At 38.8% G+C, this 19,848-nt stretch carries 14 protein-coding genes; 8 read left to right on the top strand and 6 right to left on the bottom strand.

Annotated elements, in window-relative coordinates; translation table 11 throughout:
• Nucleotides 1-66: 66 nt before the first annotated feature.
• The 6 genes from odhB to glgB all read right to left on the bottom strand — a co-directional run bounded on the left by odhB (nt 67) and on the right by glgB (nt 10,394).
• Nucleotides 67-1,323 carry a 2-oxoglutarate dehydrogenase complex dihydrolipoyllysine-residue succinyltransferase gene (odhB, locus tag J2T03_RS02060; protein WP_307209155.1) on the bottom strand — a complete coding sequence of 419 codons (1,257 nt, stop codon included), beginning with the start codon at nt 1,321-1,323 and terminating at the stop codon, nt 67-69.
• Nucleotides 1,324-1,364: 41 nt separating this feature from the next.
• On the bottom strand, nt 1,365-4,181 hold the full coding sequence (locus J2T03_RS02055) for a 2-oxoglutarate dehydrogenase E1 component (protein ID WP_306842982.1): 2,817 nt from the start codon (nt 4,179-4,181) through the stop codon (nt 1,365-1,367).
• A gap of 124 nt (nt 4,182-4,305) precedes the next feature.
• On the bottom strand, nt 4,306-5,346 hold the full coding sequence (locus J2T03_RS02050; protein WP_307209153.1) for an SRPBCC domain-containing protein: 1,041 nt from the start codon (nt 5,344-5,346) through the stop codon (nt 4,306-4,308).
• A gap of 237 nt (nt 5,347-5,583) precedes the next feature.
• Nucleotides 5,584-6,852, bottom strand: a complete 1,269-nt coding sequence (locus J2T03_RS02045; protein WP_306842986.1) for a glucose-1-phosphate adenylyltransferase — start codon at nt 6,850-6,852, stop codon at nt 5,584-5,586.
• Nucleotides 6,853-6,980: 128 nt separating this feature from the next.
• A complete protein-coding gene (locus J2T03_RS02040; RefSeq protein ID WP_307209151.1) occupies nt 6,981-8,387 on the bottom strand; it encodes a glycogen synthase in 1,407 nt (468 codons plus the stop codon).
• 57 nt (nt 8,388-8,444) lie between these two features.
• Entirely contained in the window at nt 8,445-10,394 is a 1,950-nt protein-coding gene (gene glgB, locus J2T03_RS02035; protein WP_307209148.1) for a 1,4-alpha-glucan branching protein GlgB, read from the bottom strand.
• Nucleotides 10,395-10,597: 203 nt separating this feature from the next.
• Between glgB and J2T03_RS02030 the strand changes: the two genes are divergently transcribed.
• The 8 genes from J2T03_RS02030 (at nt 10,598) to J2T03_RS01995 (ending at nt 19,606) form a co-directional block, all read left to right on the top strand.
• Nucleotides 10,598-11,719, top strand: coding sequence for an alpha/beta hydrolase-fold protein (locus tag J2T03_RS02030; protein ID WP_307209147.1), 1,122 nt, complete (start codon nt 10,598-10,600; stop codon nt 11,717-11,719).
• Nucleotides 11,720-11,723: 4 nt separating this feature from the next.
• Nucleotides 11,724-13,139 (top strand): leucyl aminopeptidase family protein, encoded by a 1,416-nt coding sequence (locus J2T03_RS02025; protein ID WP_307209145.1) that lies wholly within the window; start codon nt 11,724-11,726, stop codon nt 13,137-13,139.
• Nucleotides 13,140-13,280: 141 nt separating this feature from the next.
• Nucleotides 13,281-14,492: an ATP-grasp domain-containing protein gene (locus J2T03_RS02020; protein WP_307209144.1), complete on the top strand. Its 1,212-nt coding sequence runs from the start codon at nt 13,281-13,283 to the stop codon at nt 14,490-14,492.
• Between the two features lie 29 nt (nt 14,493-14,521).
• Entirely contained in the window at nt 14,522-15,235 is a 714-nt protein-coding gene (locus tag J2T03_RS02015) for an alpha/beta hydrolase-fold protein (RefSeq protein ID WP_307209143.1), read from the top strand.
• A gap of 58 nt (nt 15,236-15,293) precedes the next feature.
• Complete coding sequence (locus J2T03_RS02010; protein WP_307209142.1) at nt 15,294-16,247, top strand: ATP-grasp domain-containing protein; 954 nt, start codon at nt 15,294-15,296, stop codon at nt 16,245-16,247.
• Nucleotides 16,248-16,277: 30 nt separating this feature from the next.
• Nucleotides 16,278-17,396: a carboxylate-amine ligase gene (locus J2T03_RS02005; protein ID WP_306842997.1), complete on the top strand. Its 1,119-nt coding sequence runs from the start codon at nt 16,278-16,280 to the stop codon at nt 17,394-17,396.
• 35 nt (nt 17,397-17,431) lie between these two features.
• Nucleotides 17,432-18,265, top strand: coding sequence for a type 1 glutamine amidotransferase (locus J2T03_RS02000; RefSeq protein ID WP_306842999.1), 834 nt, complete (start codon nt 17,432-17,434; stop codon nt 18,263-18,265).
• 156 nt (nt 18,266-18,421) lie between these two features.
• Nucleotides 18,422-19,606 (top strand): hypothetical protein, encoded by a 1,185-nt coding sequence (locus J2T03_RS01995; RefSeq protein WP_307209141.1) that lies wholly within the window; start codon nt 18,422-18,424, stop codon nt 19,604-19,606.
• Nucleotides 19,607-19,848: the final 242 nt, after the last annotated feature.

Below are 19,848 nucleotides of genomic sequence, written 5' to 3'. Positions count from 1 at the left end.
TAACAGATACAAAAATCTCGCCTTTTTTAGGCGAGATTCTAAGTTATATTATAATTTTATTCAAATTTATAATCCAAGGCCTTTTCTTTCGTCACCGCCCATTAGTATTTCAACAGGGTTGTCGATACCTTCTTTTACTGCTACTAGGAATCCTACAGACTCTTTTCCGTCAATAATTCTGTGGTCATAAGACATTGCTACATACATCATTGGTCTGATCACTACCTGCCCGTCAACTGCTACCGGTCTCTGGATGATGTTGTGCATTCCAAGGATAGCAGATTGTGGAGGGTTGATGATTGGTGTAGACATCATGGATCCGAAAGTACCACCGTTTGTAATAGTGAACGTACCGCCAGTCATTTCATCAACTGTAATTTTACCGTCTCTTACTTTAGTTGCAAGATCTTTGATATTGGCTTCAACTCCAGCGAAAGACATGTTTTCAGCATTTCTCAATACTGGAACCATTAATCCTTTAGGACCTGAAACTGCAATTGAAATATCGCAGAAATCATAATTGATCTTGTAATCTCCGTCGATAGATGCATTTACATCCGGATACATCTGTAATGCTCTTGTTACCGCTTTTGTAAAGAAAGACATAAAGCCTAGCCCTACTCCGTGCTTCTGAGCAAATTCTTCTTTATATAGTTTTCTTAATCTGAAGATTTCAGACATGTCGACTTCGTTGAAAGTTGTCAACATTGCTGTTTCATTCTTTACAGACACTAATCTTGAAGCAATTTTTCTTCTTAGAACTGAAAGTTTAGTTGTGGTAGTAGTACGTGCACCAGTTGCAGTAGAAGGGCTTCCTCCTAAAGCAGGTACAGCAGCTAATTCTGCATCAGTCTTAGTGATTCTTCCATCTCTTCCGCTTCCTGAAACCTGTCCAGCTTCAATACCTTTCTCATCAAGAATCTTTTTCGCTGCAGGAGATGGAGCTCCTGTGGCATACGTTTGTGGAGCCGGTGCCGGTGCCGCTGGTTTTGGAGCTTCCTGTTTAGCTGGTTCAGCAGCTTTTGGAGCTTCTTCCTGTTTTGGAGCTTCTGTAGCCGGTGCGCTTGCGCCTTCAGGTTTTGCAGCATCCATATCAATTAAACAAACTACCTGGCCAACCTGTACTACATCACCCTCTTCTGCTTTTAGCGTAATTACACCGCTCTGTTCTGCAGGTAATTCAAGAGTTGCTTTATCTGAGTCTACTTCTGCGATTGGCTGATCTTTTTCTACATAATCACCATCTTTCACAAGCCAAGTTGCAATTTCAACTTCTGTAATGGATTCTCCCGGTGAAGGAACTTTCATTTCTAAAACTGACATATTGAGTATTTTTTATTTTTTTAATTGGATATTATTCTTAATTACGCTGTAACGGGTCTTTTTGCAGGAGCATCGTCTCTGTCGAAAACTCTGTTGATCACTGCATTCTGGTTTTTCTCAAACATTTTATGACTTCCCGGAGCCGGAGCACCGCTTGGTACCGGAGCTACTACCTGGATACCTGTATCTCTGAAGTTTCTCAGAATATAAGTCCATGCTCCCATGTTTTCAGGTTCTTCCTGAGCCCAAACAAGCTGTGTTCTGTTGCTATATTTGCTGAAGATTGTTTCTAATGCATCTGCCTGAAGCGGATACAGCTGCTCTAATCTTACCAGTGCAATATTTTCACAGTTGAGCTCTTCTTTCTTCGCTAATAATTCGAAGTATAGCTTACCTGAACACAATACTAATTTTTCCACTTTTTTAGGATCTGCTGTAGGATCATCCAATATCGGCTGGAATGAACCGTTTGCAAAATCTTCTAATGGAGAAACCACTTTCGGGTGTCTTAATAGAGATTTAGGGCTCATTACGATCAATGGCTTTCTGAATGTCCATTTAAGCTGTCTTCTTAGTAAGTGGAAGTAATTGGCTGGTGAAGTGATATTGGCTACCACCATATTTTCGTTTGCACAAAGCGTTAAGAATCTTTCTAATCTTGCTGAAGAGTGTTCTGCTCCCTGACCTTCTGAACCGTGAGGCAACAGCATGACCAATCCGTCCTGAATCTTCCATTTTTCTTCAGCAGCAGCCAGATACTGGTCAACGATGATCTGAGCACCGTTCACAAAGTCTCCGAACTGAGCTTCCCAAATCGTCAGTGTATTAGGAGAAGCCATTGCATATCCGTAATCGAAACCTAAAACTCCATATTCTGAAAGGTGAGAGTTGTATACATCAAATCTGCTTTCTGATACGTGTCTTAACGGGATATATTCTTCTTCTGTATCTTCAGTTTTCACTACCGCATGTCTGTGGGAGAATGTTCCTCTTTCCACATCTTCTCCGGAAATTCTCACGTTGTGACCTTCTACAAGAAGTGTTGCATAAGCCAACCACTCTCCAAGGGCCCAGTCTAATGAATTTCCTTCGATGGCCTTAACACGGTTATCAAACAGTCTTGTAATTTTATTAATGAACTTTTTATCAGCCGGAAGAGAAGACATTTTAATTGCCAGCTCTTTAAGCTTTTCCAGATCATATTTCGTATCTACAGGAATCTGTACTGCCCCTCTTTTCCCGATCGGATAATTGGTCCAGTCTTCTGCCATGAAAAGATCCATTGCATTTTTTTCGATCTCTTTGGAAGCATCAAAGTCTTTATCTAGAAGGGCTTTGAAATCCGATTCCATTTTTGCAATAAGATCATTGGATGTAATGCTGTCCTTAAGTAATTTATCTTTATAAATTTCTCTTGGGTTCGGATGTTTAGAAATCAGTTTATACAGATTAGGCTGCGTGAATCTAGGTTCATCACCTTCATTGTGTCCATATTTTCTGTATCCTAATAAATCGATATAAACGTCTTTACCAAATTTCGCTCTGAAATCTGCTGCAAAATGCATGGCATGAACTACCGCTTCAGCATCATCAGCATTCACGTGCATTACCGGAGATTCCGTAACTTTTGCAATGTCTGTACAGTATGTTGAAGATCTTGCATCTGCATAGTTTGTGGTAAACGACACCTGGTTGTTGACAACGATATGAACAGTTCCTCCTGTTCTGTATCCTTCTAATGTCATCATCTGAGCGACTTCATAAGCAATCCCCTGACCTGCAATAGCACCGTCCCCGTGGATTACGATAGGAAGGATCTTGGAACCGTCTCCTTTGTATTTGTCATCTATCTTAGCACGGCAGATCCCTTCTACAAGAGCTGCTACGGTTTCAAGGTGAGATGGGTTCGGGGTAAGGTTGATCGCCACTTCTTCTCCTGAAGCTGTTTTCACTTTTTTAGATGATCCTAAGTGATATTTAACGTCACCAGAGAATACATCTTCTTCAAATTCTTTTCCTTCAAATTCTGAGAAGATCTGCTTGTAAGATTTCCCGAAAATATTTGATAAAACATTCAGTCTTCCTCTGTGGGCCATTCCCAATACCACTTCATCCACTCCAAGTTGAGAAGATCTTGAGATCAGCTGATCCAATGCCGGAATTAATGTTTCGCCTCCTTCCAGAGAGAATCTTTTCTGTCCTACAAATTTTGTGTGAAGGTAGTTTTCAAAAGCTACTGCCTGATTTAATTTTAATAAAATCTCAGTTTTCTCATTGGCAGAAAGGCTTGGATGATTTTCGTTCACCTGAAGCCACTTCTTAATGAAATCTTTTTCTTCAACGTTGTTGATATACGTATACTCTACCCCGATAGAATCACAGTAGATATTTTCTAAATGCTTGATCAGGTCCTGTAATGTAGCAGGCTCTTTCATTCCTGTTTCAACAGCACAGTTGAATTTTGTATTTAAATCTTCCTTACTCAAACCGAAGTTTTCGATGTCTAAAGTAGGCGTATAATGCCTTCTTTCTCTGACAGGATTTGTTTTTGTGAACAGGTGCCCTCTTGTTCTGTAAGCCTCGATAAGGTTTACTACCTTGAACTCTTTTTTGATGTGCTCAGGAACTTCTCCGCCGGCTACTGCCTGAGAGATTTGCTGTACTGCCGGAGCAGCATTGGCAGGAGCCTGGATATATTGGATGTTATCATCATCTCCATAGTTCTCCAAAGCAAAATCAAAGCCTTGAAAAAAGGCTTTCCATGATGGCTCTAAAGAATCCGGGAATTTTAAGTACTGTTGGTATAAATCCTCAATTAACTGAGAATGAGCTGCGTTTAGGAATGAAAATCTGTCCATTATTACAGTTTATCTATTATTAAAATTTATTTGTAGAATTAATCTTCAAATTTAATAAAAAAAACCGAGTTAGGACAGCCTGAAACCGTTAAAAAAAATTAAGAAAAAAATAATCGGAAAAAAATCACTTAAACACTGATAGTGAGAGCTTAATATTCACCTCCTGTCCTTCAATGGGACGTTCAATAAAGGTCTGACGGATATCCCCGAAGCGCATCTCGTCTTTTTTTGCCTTCTGAATCAGCTGCTGAACTGCCCGTATTCTGCCTTCATAGCTACCTTTGTAGTACATTACATAGTTTTGGGAAGGGTTTACAGTCCGGAAATTGAAATTATTATCCGGAACACCTATCTTTTTGGAAAGCGGAATTCCCAGAAAATAAGAAACTTCTTTGTCTTTGTAGTTATCAGCATCGGTAATGAGTACCGGAAATCCAAATTCATCGTCTTTTTTACCAAGATCCATCGTGACATAGTTATAAACTTTGCTGTAATTCATAACAATGTTTTTATAGAGGGCTTCTTTCTTGTTTGATGCACTCACATTGATGCCCAGCAGCAGCTTATCTTCCTCATTTTCGACCATAAGACTGTCATATTTAATGGAAGCCATCTGGTTATCTTTTTCCACTTTGTTTCCCAGTACATTTTTCAGATTCACCATGCTTTTATTAATATTTTCGGCAAACCGGTCTTCGGTCCAAAAATTTTCCACCCTTCTAAACACAGGAAGTTTGGGTGTATGCACATACCACGTAATCTTTGTTTTATCTGCAGAAACAGGCTTAAACTGGACGTCCACTACCGTTGGACTTTCGTTTCTGTCTTCGAAAAGCTGATATCTCAAACTTTTAGCAGGATTTTCATACCGGATGAACATTTCTCCGTCTGTATCATTTTTCGGGTCTACATAGCTTATTGCACTTCCCTGGCCTTCGTAAGGGGTATAATAATCTATATCAATAGATGGTGAACTTGTGAAAAAATTGTTCCAGCGGGTAAAATGCTGAAGATTATTAAACTGGGAAAAGACTTTATCTATGGGATAATTGACTTCCTTTTCTATCTTAAAATCCTTATTTTCTTCCACGAAAAAATACATGGAAGCAGCATAAGCTCCCACCAGAAGAACAAGAATTACGGCTGTTATTTTAAAAAAACGCATCACGCAAAAGTAAGACAAATAAAAAAAGTGACCAATATGTTGATCACTCTAGTTTTGTATGTTCAACAATAATTACTAAAGTTAAGGCAAGGAAGATGCATGAAGCAAGTTATTGTCCAGAAGTTTAATTGCTGAATTTTTTTATAACTTTTCAAACTCTGCCTTCGATCTGTGCAAGATTATTCTTGTTATTGCTCCGGAACAATTGACAGCTCCAAAGTATCAGTTCAGAATACTCTATCCGATATGGGTTCCTGAAGGAAGAACAGCTCCTTTTTTCACCACTACAATTCCATCCTGAACAGAATAGGTTCCATAGTCGCCATCCGGAATATGCTTTCCGCCTATAATTTTCACATTGTCACCGATATAGCAGTTTTTATCAAGAATAGCCATTTCAATATAGCAGTATTTCCCGATTCCCATATTCGGGTACCCGTTTCTGTCATTGAGTACAATTTCGGTGGTATTCTGGTAGAAATCAGCTCCCATTACGTAAGAATTTACAATGGTGCTTCCCTTATCTATTCTGGTTCTGTTTCCGATCACAGAATTTTCGATCTTATCGGCCATGATAATGCATCCGTCCCCAAAAACAGCTTTGCTTACATATGAACCGTTAATCTTGGATGGCGGAAGCATCCTTGCTCTTGTATAAATTGGGGAAGAGGAAAACAGGTTAAACTGCGGAAAATCCTGACACAGATCCAGATTTGCTTCGTAGAAAGATTCTATGGTTCCTATGTCTGTCCAGTAACCTTCATACTGGTAGCTCAGTGTTTTGTATTTTCCGATAGAATTTGGAATAATATCTTTCCCGAAATCATCACCGGCTCCGTCTTCAAACATTTTTTTCAAAATGGTTCTCGTGAATATATATATACCCATCGATGCCAGATATTCTTTTCCTTTACGTTTATTTTCCTCTGAGACTTCGGATTTTAAGCTGTCCAGAATATCATATTCCGGCTTTTCATAGAAGGAGGTAATATTACCATCGTCATCAGACTTTAAGATCCCGAATCCAGTGGCATCTTTCGCAACCACGGGAATGGTAGCAATCGTTACATCACCTCCATTTTCAATATGGAAATCGAGCATTTCTCTGAAATCCATCTGATAGAGCTGGTCGCCAGAAAGGATAAGAATATAGTCGTAATCATATTTTTCAAGATGTTTCATCGACTGGCGGACAGCATCTGCTGTTCCCTGATACCAGCTGTCGTTTTCCACATTCTGCTCTGCTGCGAGAATATCTACAAATCCTTTGCTGAAAATATCAAAGTGATAAGAATTCTTGATATGCGAATTTAAGGAAGCTGAATTGAACTGCGTTAAAACCAGGATTTTATTGAGTCCCGAATTCAGACAGTTGGAAATAGGAATATCTACCAGCCTGTATTTTCCTGCAATAGGAACTGCCGGTTTCGATCTTGAATATGTTAACGGGAATAATCTTGTCCCTCTGCCGCCTCCCAAAACAATGGAGATTACATTTCGTTTCATAGGTATCTTGCGTTTTATTGAATTAAATTTACTGTTTTTTCTTAATATTTACCGCTAATCTAAGCACTCTTTATTTCGTTAGAAGAGTTCTTAATTATACACAATAACTCTGAATTTACCTTCATTATTTAGTTATTATATAAAGCTAAATATTTTTCCGCAGACTTCTCCCATGCAAAATCAAAATTCATATTGGCATGGATAAGATCTTCCATAACCCCTTTTTGGTTATAAATTCCCAATGCCCTGTTCATGGCATGTACTATATCATCTACTCCCGGGTAGGTAAAATTTAATCCAGCTCCTCCCGTTGAAATATCTTCTACTGTATCTCTGAGGCCTCCGGTATATCTTACGACGGGAACTGTCCCGTACCTCATGGAATACATCTGGTTCAGCCCGCATGGCTCCACTCTAGACGGCATCAGCAGAAAATCTGCGGACGCATAGATCTTGTGGGAAAGATATTCTTTATACCCAAGATCCAAAGCAAAATTGGTATACGTGTATGCATATTCTTTAAGCTTATTTTCAATATAGGTGTTTCCTGAACCCAGGATCATAATATTCAGTGCGCCATAACTCTGCTTAATGCTTTTCCAGACTACATCCGGCAGGAAATCTGCCCCTTTTTCGGTGGCAAATCTTCCTATAAAGGCAAATAGCGGAAGTTCCGGCTTCAAACCATATTCTTTGCAAAGCTTTTCTTTATTTTTCTTCTTTTGGGCTACTGCATTTTTAATATTAAAATTAAAATCCAGCATCGGATCAGTTTCAGGATTCCATATTTCCGTATCAATTCCATTGATGATTCCGTATGCTTTTCCGAATTCCTGACGCACCAGGCTTTCCAGTCCGCGGAAGCTGATAAACAGTTCTTCGAGATAGCCTTCAGAAACGGTTGTAAAAGCATCGGCACATTTGATCATGCTTGCCAGTGGATTGATGAGCCCATTCCAGTCCATCAGTCCCCATTTGTAGGAATCAAAAAGAGGCATATAATTCGCCATATTCCAGCTCATCATTCCCTGGTACTCTCCATTGTGGATGGTCCCGATAGTTTTTACTCCTTTCAAAAATTCAAATTCAGGACAGTGCTGGGTCATAAAAGGGACTAACCCTGTATGATAGTCGTGGCAATGCAATACATCCGGACGGATCTTCATAGCGCTCAGCCAGTGAAGCACCCCATGCTGAAAGGCTAAAAACTGAAAGCTTTCGTCCTGATATCCATAAGGATTTTCCCTGTCTAAAAGCCCGGGAATTCTTACCATATACAATTCAAATCCCAAAGCATCTGTTTTTTCCTTCATGACCTGAACCTGAAGCATATTCTCTCCCTGATGAATAAAGCCATCAAAAACTATGTCAAACTCGTGATCATGAACAAAAGATTTATTGTACCAGGGCATTACAACCTTTGCTTCTATTCCCTTTATTTTGTTCTGATATTTCGGCAGCGCTCCTACAACATCTGCAAGACCACCTACTTTTGCTACCGGATAACATTCTGTACTTAAATGATATATTACCATAATTTCACTGTCATTTGTATTTCATCAACCCTCTTTTAATCCTCAACACCATAATGATTATTTCTTATGTTGTTTTATTCTCTGTAATTTATATTTTTTATCTTTTTTCTGTCTTAAAATAATTCCTGCCATTGGCGGAAGTTTTATCGTAATGGATTTTGGATGCTTCATCCATTCTTCCTGTTTTTCATTCAGAATATCAGCATGTACACCGCTCCCGCCATATTTCTGATCATCTGAATTAAATATAACCTCCCAATGCGTTCCTGCATTGACTCCAATGGTATATTCCAAAACCTGCGGAATCATATTGAGAACGACCATCAATACATCATCTCTTTTTCTACCTTTTCTGAGATACACATACACGGAATTCCCGAGATCATCTGCTTCTACCCACTCAAATCCGCTTTTATCAAATTGATTTTCATAAAAAGCAGTCTCACTCCTGTACAAATGGTTGAGATCTTTAACAAGTATCTGCATGCCTTTATGAACCGGATATTGCAACAGATGCCAGTCGAGGCTTCTGGTAAAATTCCACTCACCGGTCTGGGCAAATTCGTCGCCCATAAAGAGAAGCTTGGCTCCAGGATGACTGTACATATAAACATATAGTGTGCGGAGATTGGCAAATTTCTGCCATTCATCACCCGGCATTTTATAGATCAGACTCGCTTTTCCGTGCACTACTTCATCATGCGACAGCGGCATCATATAATTTTCATTATACATATATACGGATGCAAAAGTGATTTTATGATGATGATATTTCCTGTTTTCCGGAGCTTCTTTAAAATAATCGAGTGTATCGTGCATCCATCCCATCATCCATTTCATTCCGAAGCCTACTCCGCCATCATGAACAGGTTTGGTAAGCATCGGAAAATCTGAGCTTTCTTCTGCTATTGTGATAATGCTGTTCCCAAATTCTTTATATACCGCTGTATTAAATTCCTGCAGGAAAGCCTTGGCTTCAAGATTCACATTTCCGCCTTCTATATTAGGTTCCCACTCTCCTTCGTTCCTTGAATAATCAAGATGGAGCATAGATGTGACTGCATCTACACGAAGTCCGTCAGCATGATAACGTTCCAGCCAGAACATGGCATTGGAGATCAGGAAAGACTTCACCTCATTTCTGCCATAATTGAAAATATAAGACTTCCAGTCGGGATGAAATCCTTTTTTGGGATCTTCATGCTCATAAAGATAGGAACCGTCAAAGCGGTGAAGTCCGTTGGCATCACCCGGAAAATGGGACGGCACCCAATCTAAAATAACACCAATGTCATTTTTGTGAAGCTCATTGATGAGAAACATCAGATCCTGCGGCGAACCGAAACGTGAGGTGGCTGCATAAAATCCGGTAATCTGATATCCCCAGCTCGGATCGTACGGATATTCCATGATAGGCATGAATTCTACATGGGTAAATTCCATTTCCTTTACATAAGGAACTAGTTTCTCGGCAATATCGCGGTAATTCAGATATTTATCCGGAGCATCAATCTGTCTTATCCAGGAGCCCAGATGAAGCTCATAAACAGATAATGGCGCACTCAGACTGTTTTTTTTCCAGCGTTTTTCCATCCAATCATCATCACTCCATTCATACCAGGTTGTAGAAACCAGTGAGGCTGCCTGCAGATTTTGTTCCCAGCTTAAAGCATAAGGGTCGCTTTTCTCCAGAATTTCACCTCTGGCAGTTTCTACGGCATATTTATACAATGTGCCCCAGGTAAGTCCGGAAATAAATCCTTCCCAGATTCCCGATCCATCCCAACGCGGGAACAGAATATGATCTTTATGATTCCAGTTGTTGAAATTCCCTATAACGGAAACTTTTTTTGCATTGGGAGCCCAAACCGAAAAATAGACGCCTTTTACACCCTCTTTTTCAACAGAATGTGCTCCAAATTTCCCATACAGCTTATAATGCCTTCCTTCTTTGAAAAGGTAGACATCATGATCCGTGAACAGCGTATAGGTTTTAACAGAATTCATCAAGATATGGTTATACTTTATTTTTCTTTGAAACTACGAAAATTCCCTGCAATAACGATTAATAATTGGTCAAATAATTATTATGTTAATTTCTAACTTTTGGGCATAATTATCAAATATATTATTTTTTATATTCACTTTTTTATGATTTTGAAACAATCTTTTTTATAAATTTAGCTTCAAAATTATATTAAACACATAGGATGAGGTTTGAACTTTATACTGAAGAAAGTGATGACAGAACGGTATACATCACCGGAAATTTCAACAACTGGAACCCCAGGGATTACAATTATCAGCTTATACAGCTGGATCCGCATAATTATTTTATAGAGATTGACAATGAAATACTTCCTGATACCATAGAATACAAGTTTACAAAGGGAGGCTGGGAAAACGTGGAACTCGATAAATACGGAAATATAACCCCCAACAGGAAGGCTGAAAAGGCAACAGGAAAAACATCTGATATTATAGAAAAATGGAGGCTCAACTGGGGCCCTTTCAAAAAAGAATTTTTCCCGATCGCAGAAGTTATTTCCGACAAATTCTATATTCCGCAGCTTGAACGTTACCGGAAGGTCTGGGCCGTGTTACCTTATGATTACTATGTATCCGATAAAAGCTATCCTGTGCTTTATCTTCAGGATGCCCAAAACCTCTTCAATGAAGGAAGCGGGTACGGAAACTGGGAAATCGACAAAAAGCTGTCTATTCTAGCTGAATACGGACGTGGAGATGTCATCATCATTGCAATAGAACATGGCAGCGAAGAGCGCATTAAAGAATATATCTTTGATAACGATAATGTTGCGAACGGTTCGGAAGGAAAAAAATACATCCGCTTCATTACAGATACTTTAAAACCTTTTGTGGATGAGCATTACCGCACGAAGAAAGACCGCGATAATACAGGAATTGGGGGCAGCTCCCTTGGAGCCCTGATCAGTATTTACAGCGGATTCCTCTATCCTGAGGTATATTCTAAACTACTGATCTTTTCTCCTTCCCTTTGGGTGGAACCCAACAATAATTTTCCGATGATGAACTTCAGGGTTCCTTTTAAAACCAAAATATATCTGTATGGCGGCGGTCAGGAAGGTTCCAAAATGGTAAAAAGAATTCATGTTTTTGAAGAATATTTAAAGCGTTGGGAAAAGAAGAATCTTTTTGACTTTGAATTCAGGACCAGCATCAATCCGGAAGGAACCCACAGTGAATTTTACTGGTCTCAGGAGTTTCCCAGAGCCATTGAGTGGCTGTTCTATAACAACACAGAAAATCCAGTAGAAGTAAAACCACAACAGCAGAGCGTTAAAAATTAAATTTATGAAGTTAATTAACAAAAAAAATAAAAAATACACCCAGATTTACCAGCTTTTTACAGAGGAAGAATGGACAAAAGCCAGTAAAAATTACAACAAGAATATTTCTTCTTTTTTCTCCGGAAAGAAATATGAGGTTTTCATTCATACTGATGAAGAAAGCATCATCTATCTGATCGGTTTGGGAAAATCCACCCTGCAAAATTTTGAAATTCAGCAGGTAGCCGTTAAATTCTCCCAAACACAAAAAGACAAGCTCCAGACTGTCCCTACTCTCGTTTTAGCAGATTTCCTGAATGAGAAACAGTTCGAAGAGTTCGTAAAAGGTTTACTTTTTGGGACATACAGCTATCCTTTTGATAAAAAGCATGCTTTTTGGAATCCAAAATTTGAGATTCATTTCGAAAATTTAAGCCAGAAAAAATTAGATATAATCAGTTCAAAAGCTGAATCACTGGCTAACGGGCAAACAGCCTGTCAGGAATGGCTGAATAAACCTGCTAATTTTAAAAAACCTGACATCTTAAGCCTGTTTCTGAAGAACCTTGCCAAGAAATACGCCTTAAAATATACCGCATTCAATAGAAAAAAATGCGAAGAGCTTGGCCTCGGTGCTTACTTATCGGTTAACCAAGGAAGTGCTTACGATGCTGCTTTTACTATTATAGAATACAAAACAACCGTTAAAAATGCCAAAACATTTGGCTTGGTAGGAAAATGTGTTCTCTTTGATACAGGAGGTATTTCCCTGAAAAATCCGGACAATATGCATTATATGAAATCTGATATGGGCGGCGCTACGGCCGTTATCGGAACCCTGATCTATGCAGCAGAAATGAAACTTCCGGTGAATATCATTGCGGTACTCCCTATCACGGATAATGCCATTTCTGAAAGTGCCTTCCTCCCAAGTGATGTCATTACGGCTTATAACGGAAAAACCATTGAAGTCCTTAATACAGATGCAGAAGGCAGAATGATCCTCGCTGACGGACTTTCTTATCTTGCTAAAAACTATAAAACAGATCTTCTGATTGATCTTGCCACTTTAACGGGAAGCTCTGTAAGGATGTTTGGTGATACCTGTGGAGCTATGTTTTCCAATAATGAAGAACTGAAAAATCTTCTGATAAAAACCGGAGACAATACCAACCAAAGGGTATGGAATCTTCCTTTGTGGGAGGTATGGAAAGATGATATACAGTCTGATGTGGCAGACCTGAAAAACATCTCTATGAAACCTATCGGTGACTGTATCATAGCCGCTAAATTTCTGGAACAGTTTATTGAAAATCATCCTAAATGGGCGCATCTGGATATTGCAGGCGTTGCTTTCGGAAGTACGGGATATTCAAAGGAGAAAGCAGCAACCGGCTTTGGAGTACAGCTGCTGGCTGATTTAATTGAAAATTATCATTAAAAATTAGTTTTTTAGAAAATTTCTCTGTATACTTGAGTATAAATTCTCAAAAACGCAGCATATCACGGTTATTTAACATTAATTAATCAATAAAAAATTGCTTTTATTTTTGATAATTTATCAAAAGTTAAAAAACATTGTATGGAGGAAAAAACAATAGTATGTATTTCGTGCTATTACAAGGGCTATGACTTCATGGACGAAATGAAGAAGCTCGGTAATAAAATCATCTTGGTAACATCAGAAGGCCTTAAAGAAAAAAACTGGCCATGGCATTCCATTGATGAGGTATTTTATATGTCTGAACTAAGACCCTCTGTCTGGAATATGGAGCATCTGGTCCAGGGATTTTCACATCTGATGAAAACCAGGAAAGTAGATGCTGTAGTAGCACTTGATGATTATGATGTGGAAAAGGCAGCGCTGATCAGAGAGACATTCCGTATTCCCGGGATGGGACAGACTACTCACCGATATTTTAGGGATAAGCTGGCTATGCGCCAGAAAGCGAAAGATTCGGGAATCAGTGTTCCGGAGTTTACCGCTGTTTTTAATAATGATGAAGTAAACAGCTTTGTAGAGAAAGTTCCGGCTCCCTGGGTACTAAAACCCCGGTCAGAAGCATCAGCATCGGGCATTAAAAAGTTTTCTTCCAAAGATGAGCTTTGGAACGAACTGGATGCGCTCGGCGAAGAACGTCATTTATTCTTACTGGAAAGCTTTAAACCGGGAGATGTTTATCACGTAGACAGCCTGACCTTTAATAAAGAAATTGTATTTACCTCTGCGTCGAAATATCTTGCCCCTCCTATGGAGGTTTCTCATGAAGGTGGTGTTTTCAGGTCCAAAACCCTGGGAAGATATTCTGATGAATTTAAAGCTCTTGACGAAGTCAATGCCAAAGTGCTTTCCAGTTTCGGCTTGCTAAACGGAGCTACCCATACTGAATTTATCCGTGGAAAGGCAGACGGGAAATGGTATTTTCTTGAAACATCTTCTCGAGTTGGCGGGGCACACATTCCGGATCTCGTTGAAGCTTCCAGTAATATTAATATCTGGCGGGAATGGGCAAAAATAGAAGATGCTCTTTTGCATGGAAAAACATATCAGGCTTCAAAACCTACAGGCTACTATTCAGGGCTGATCATTGCCCTCATCAAGGACAAAGATCCTGATTACAGTGCTTTTGAGAGTGAAGAAGCTGTAAAGTACCTTCCTATTGATTTTCATGTTGGAATTGTCTACAAATCCACCGATCCGGATATTATACAGGAACGATTAGACAGCGCTGCCGAAAAAATCCAGACTGAAATGCTGAATATTCTGCCGCCCAAAAGTAAACTGACGAGCTAAAACACAGTATAAATAAAAGAAATTTATCAATGCCGCATATAGAACATACTGATTATTATTCAAATATATTAGGGACAAGCCTTAAAATAGAAGTTACCGGACATTATGGACATCCCATTATTATGTTTCCAACTTCTCAGGGACAATATACCCAAAATCACGATTTTCATCTTAACGGAAGCATCAACTGGTTTATAGAGCAGGGAAAAGTAAAGCTCTATAATATTCAAACTATTGACAGCTGGAGCTTTTATGATGAAAAGATCTCACCTGAAAAAAGAATAAAGAATTATGAGCTGTATGTACAGTTCCTGATCCAAGAATTTATTCCGTATATCCAAAAAATCCACAAAACACACCGTGTGGCTGTGGCCGGAGCCAGTTTCGGAGGTTATCATGCCGCGAATTTTGCTTTCAGGTTCCCTGATGTGGTTTCCCATCTGTTCTGCCTTTCCGGAGCGTTCAGCATCAGAAATTTCATGGACGGATATTCGGATGAGCTCGTTTACTTTAACTGTCCAAAGGAGTTTGTAAAGAATGATGAAGCCTGGAAATACAAGCATATGCACATTGTACTTAGCACTTCTGACCAGGATATCTGCAGGGATAAAAACATCGAAATGGCTGAAATCCTGAGCTCGAAAGGGATTGATTTCTGGTACGATGAGAGAAAATGGATCAATCATGACTGGCCTTTATGGAGGATGGTTTTCCCGACATTTATAGGAGCTTTTTTCTCCTGAAAACCGTACATTTAATAGATAAAATAATAAAACATATACCAATTTAAAAACAGAAATTATGGCAAAAAAAGTGGGAATTCTATTCGGTATGGAAGATACATTTCCTTGGGCGTTTATCGATAAAGTAAATGAGCTGGGCGGTGGAGAAATCATTGCTGAAGCAGTTAATATCGACAAACTGGAACAAGGTGCTGATTACGGCTATGCAGTCATTATCGACAGAATTTCGCAGGATGTTCCTTTTTACAGAGCTTATTTGAAAAATGCCGCGCTTAACGGAACTTATGTAATCAATAACCCTTTCTGGTGGAGCGCTGATGAAAAGTTCTTCAATAATGCACTGATGACCAAACTTGGAATTCCGCTCCCTAAAACGGTATTGCTCCCATCGCACGAAAGACCAACAGATACTTCGGAAACATCATTCAGAAATCTGAAATTTCCTCACGATTGGGAATATATTTTCAACTATGTAGGATTTCCTGCCTATATGAAACCACATGACGGCGGCGGATGGAAAAGTGTGTACAGAGTCGAAAGTCCGGAGGATCTATGGGAAAAATTAAGCGAAACAGAACAGCTGGTGATGATGGTACAGGAAGAAATTGTTTTCGACGATTATTACAGGGTTTATTGTCTGGGCAAAAAATATGTCCATATTATGCCTTACGAACCACGTAACCCGCATCATCTGAGGTATGCCACAACACATCAGACTAAAGGCGAGGAACTTGAAAAACTATTGAAAACCATTTATGACTACACTCTTACAATGAATGAAGCTCTGGGTTATGATTTCAATACGGTAGAATTTGCTATCAGAGACGGAATTCCATATGCGATAGATTTCTGCAATCCAGCTCCTGATGCCGATAAAAACTCGGTAGGTGAAGAAAACTTTGCATGGATCGTAGAGCATTCTGCTAAACTGGCTATTGAAAAAGCAAAAGAATATGTGCCGGGAAAACCTAATATTTCCTGGGGTACTTTTGTAAAAGACTCTGTAAAATAAATATTAAGAAAATAAAAAACACGAAAAAAAATGCATCAGTTTACTATAGGAATCGAGGAAGAATATCAGATCATTGATGTTGAGAGCAGGGACTTAATATCTCATGTTTCGAAAATAATTGAAGGCGGAAAAGCCGTTTTAAGCGAAAATTTAAAACACGAGATGCACGAATCCATGATCGAAATGGAAACCGGTATCTGCCAGAATATCAAGGAGGCCAGAGCAGAACTGACTAATCTGAGAAGACATTTAATCAACACAGCCCATGAACAGGGCCTTCGGGTAGCCGGAGGCGGAACCCATCCTTTTTCAAACTGGGAACATAATACCATCACAAACGGCGAACGTTACAACAAGATTGTAGATGATATGGGGGATGTTGCCCGAGGAAATTTAATTTTTGGCCTCCATGTCCATATCGGAATTCCAAACCGTGAAGAAGGGGTTAGAATTCAGAATGTAATGCGTTATTTTCTTCCGCACGTCTATGCGCTTTCTACCAACTCTCCGTTCTGGATTGGGAGAAATACCGGCTTCAAGTCTTACAGACAGGAAATTTTCGTTAAATTCCCAAGAACCGGCATTCCCAGCTATTTCAATTCACTCGCTGAGTTTGACAGTTATGTAGAACTTTTGGTAAAAACCGGGACAATAGACAATGCCAAGAAAATCTGGTGGGATTTAAGGGTTCATCCATTCTACCCTACCATTGAGTTCAGAATTTGCGACATGCCTTTAAGGATAGAGGAAACAGTTTGTCTCGCTGCCATTATGCAAAGTCTGGTGGCAAAAATCTATAAACTTCATCAGCAGAACTTAAGTTTCAGAAGCTACAGAAGATTATTACTGAACGAAAACAAATGGAGAGCATCCAAAAGCGGTATTGAAGCACACTTGATCGATTTTGGAAAAGAGGAATCCGTTCCTTATCCTCATCTTTTGAAGGAACTTCTGGAATTCATCGATGATGTCGTAGATGAACTCGACTGCAGAAAAGAGGTTGAATATGCCTGGACCATTCTGGAAAACGGAACAGGAGCCGACAGACAGCTTAAAGTGTTTAATGAAACCGGAGACCTTACCAAAGTGGTAGATTATATGATCTCTGAAACGGAGTATGGCATAACACATGGCGAAACAGCTTCATAATATTTTTGGTAACTTTGCAAAAAATATGAAGTAGTATGAAAGATATTCGAATTGCATTGGTGGACATGAACAACAACCATGTCAATCAAGGCTTTAGAAATATTAAAGAGATTTCGGAAGCATTCCAGCAAAGCTCTGAAGAAACTGTGATTATCAAAACTTTTGATGTAAGGTTCAGAAATGAAATGCCAAACATTGAAGATTTTGACATCTTTATTTCTTCAGGAGGACCGGGAAATCCCCACAGAGAAGGTCTGGAGTGGGAAGACAAATATGCGAGTTTTTTAGATGCTATTTTAGAGCATAATAAATATAACGAAGATAAAAAGTACCTGTTCCTGATCTGCCATTCATTCCAATTGGCAAGCATCCACTGGAAACTGGGTAATATCTGTAAAAGAAAATCTTATTCTTTCGGAGTAATGCCAATCCACAAAACAGAGGAAGGCGAGCAGGAGTTTTTATTTAAAAACCTTCAGGATCCTTTTTATGCTGTAGATTCCAGAGCATATCAATTCATTGAACCGGACATGGACCGTTTTGATGAGTTGGGTATGAAAATCACAGCTATCGAGAAATTCAGACCACACATCAATCTGGAAAGGGCTGTAATGGCTGTACGTTTTTCAGATGAAATATTCGGGACCCAGTTTCATCCGGAAGCTGATCCTAAGGGCATGATCGAAAACCTGAAAGACGAAAAAAATAAAACAGCGATGATTGAGAACTTCGGAATGGAGAAATATCTTGAAACGGTAGACAGAATAGACGATGAAGACAAGATTATTCTCACCAGAAGCCAGATCTTGCCGAGATTCCTTCAGTCCGCAAAAAAAAACATTTTGAAGGGAAATGAAGTTTTAGCTTAAAAGAAAAAACGCGGATTTAAAACAAATTGATTTAATATAAATCTTAGATAGATTTTATATTAAAACTTTATTTTGGAATCTACGTTAAAAAATTAAAAGTATTAAAATCGGGCAGAAATGCTCGATTTTTTAAAATCAAAACCACAAAGAAAAAATATGATCCCAAAATACAGAAAACAGTTCAACCAGCAATTTTCACAGGAAAAATACGAACAGCTTAAAGAGTATCTTGCTCAGAAAGGAGGTATTGCACCTGCATTCAGAATTTCAGAAAGTCCACTCTTTCTTACTAATGAATTTAAAAACAAGCTTCTTGACGCCAGCGAAAGTATTATTGACCAGATCAAGGCACTTCCTTCTGAAGTACTTTACAAGGCCGTTCCGGATAACTGCAGAGTACCTAATGATACTCCTCAGCCTCACTTTTTTACGATTGATTTCGGGATCTGCCGAAGTGAAAAAGGAGAAATTGTACCTCAGCTGATCGAGCTGCAGGCTTTTCCTTCACTGTATGCTTTTCAAAAGACTTTTGAAGATACATTCTGTGAGGTTTACCCTTTTCTTTCCGAACTCAGGAATACAATGCCTCATTCTGAATTTAAAAATCATTTAAAAGAGCTGATTATCGGAAATGAAAATCCCGAACATGTTATCCTGCTTGAAATATTTCCGGAGAAACAGAAAACAGCAATTGATTTTGCTTTAACGGAACAATTATTAGGGATAAAAACAGTGTGCCTGACCAAAGTGAAAAAAGAAGGCAGAAAGCTGTTTTATGAAAACAACGGAAAATCTGTTGAGATTAAAAGAATCTATAACCGTGTTATTTTTGATGAACTGGATAGAATTCCGGATCTGAAAGCCGGATTTGATTTCCGTGATGATATTGATGTAAAATGGATTACACATCCTAACTGGTTCTTTAAGATCTCAAAATTTCTTCTTCCCATGCTGAAGCATCAATTCGTTCCGAAGAGCTATTTTCTTCACGAATTCCCTGAATCCGAAAGTCTGGATAATTTTGTACTAAAACCACTATTTTCATTCGCAGGAAGTGGAGTGAATTTAAATCCTACAAAAGAAGTCACAGAAGCTATTGAGGATAAGGAAAATTATATCTTACAGAGAAAAGTCACTTATGAGCCTATTTTTGAAGATATTAACGGGGAATTTTCAAAGGCAGAAATCCGACTGCTGTATATCTGGCACGAAAATGATGAACGCCCTATTCTACTGGAAAATTTGGGAAGAATGACTAAAGCTGCAATGGTAAATGTAGATTTCAATAAGAAAGATGCTATCTGGATCGGAAGCTCGAATGCTTTTTTTGGAGAGGAATAATCTGAACTATCAAAAAGAAAAAGCTGATTAATACAACAAATACTCCTGATTTAAAGGGATTTATTATTTTCCCAGATCGGATTTCTGTATCAATCCCTTATTAATTGGACTAAGCCACTGTTTTATCTATGAGTATATCAGCGGTACATCCGACTTCTTTTCATTCCTTAAGATAAAATATGTTTCTTATTTAAGCATATAAAATAAAAACGGCTGAAAATTCAGCCGTTTTTTGTATAGAT

It is taken from the genome of Chryseobacterium lathyri, from assembly GCF_030812195.1.
Taxonomy (GTDB): domain Bacteria; phylum Bacteroidota; class Bacteroidia; order Flavobacteriales; family Weeksellaceae; genus Chryseobacterium; species Chryseobacterium lathyri_A.
The sequence above is the reverse complement of the archived record's forward strand: the minus strand, read 5'-3'. Positions and strand labels throughout refer to the sequence as shown.

Coding starts and splice junctions, on each gene's coding strand:
- J2T03_RS01995 (WP_307209141.1), top strand. CDS start 18,422: ATGATCCCAAAATACAGAAAACAGTTCAACCAGCAATTTTCACAGGAA.
- J2T03_RS02045 (WP_306842986.1), bottom strand. CDS start 6,852: ATGAAACGAAATGTAATCTCCATTGTTTTGGGAGGCGGCAGAGGGACA.
- J2T03_RS02030 (WP_307209147.1), top strand. CDS start 10,598: ATGAGGTTTGAACTTTATACTGAAGAAAGTGATGACAGAACGGTATAC.
- J2T03_RS02020 (WP_307209144.1), top strand. CDS start 13,281: ATGGAGGAAAAAACAATAGTATGTATTTCGTGCTATTACAAGGGCTAT.
- J2T03_RS02040 (WP_307209151.1), bottom strand. CDS start 8,387: ATGGTAATATATCATTTAAGTACAGAATGTTATCCGGTAGCAAAAGTA.
- glgB (WP_307209148.1), bottom strand. CDS start 10,394: ATGAATTCTGTTAAAACCTATACGCTGTTCACGGATCATGATGTCTAC.
- J2T03_RS02010 (WP_307209142.1), top strand. CDS start 15,294: ATGGCAAAAAAAGTGGGAATTCTATTCGGTATGGAAGATACATTTCCT.
- J2T03_RS02015 (WP_307209143.1), top strand. CDS start 14,522: ATGCCGCATATAGAACATACTGATTATTATTCAAATATATTAGGGACA.
- J2T03_RS02055 (WP_306842982.1), bottom strand. CDS start 4,181: ATGGACAGATTTTCATTCCTAAACGCAGCTCATTCTCAGTTAATTGAG.
- J2T03_RS02050 (WP_307209153.1), bottom strand. CDS start 5,346: ATGCGTTTTTTTAAAATAACAGCCGTAATTCTTGTTCTTCTGGTGGGA.
- J2T03_RS02025 (WP_307209145.1), top strand. CDS start 11,724: ATGAAGTTAATTAACAAAAAAAATAAAAAATACACCCAGATTTACCAG.
- J2T03_RS02005 (WP_306842997.1), top strand. CDS start 16,278: ATGCATCAGTTTACTATAGGAATCGAGGAAGAATATCAGATCATTGAT.
- odhB (WP_307209155.1), bottom strand. CDS start 1,323: ATGTCAGTTTTAGAAATGAAAGTTCCTTCACCGGGAGAATCCATTACA.
- J2T03_RS02000 (WP_306842999.1), top strand. CDS start 17,432: ATGAAAGATATTCGAATTGCATTGGTGGACATGAACAACAACCATGTC.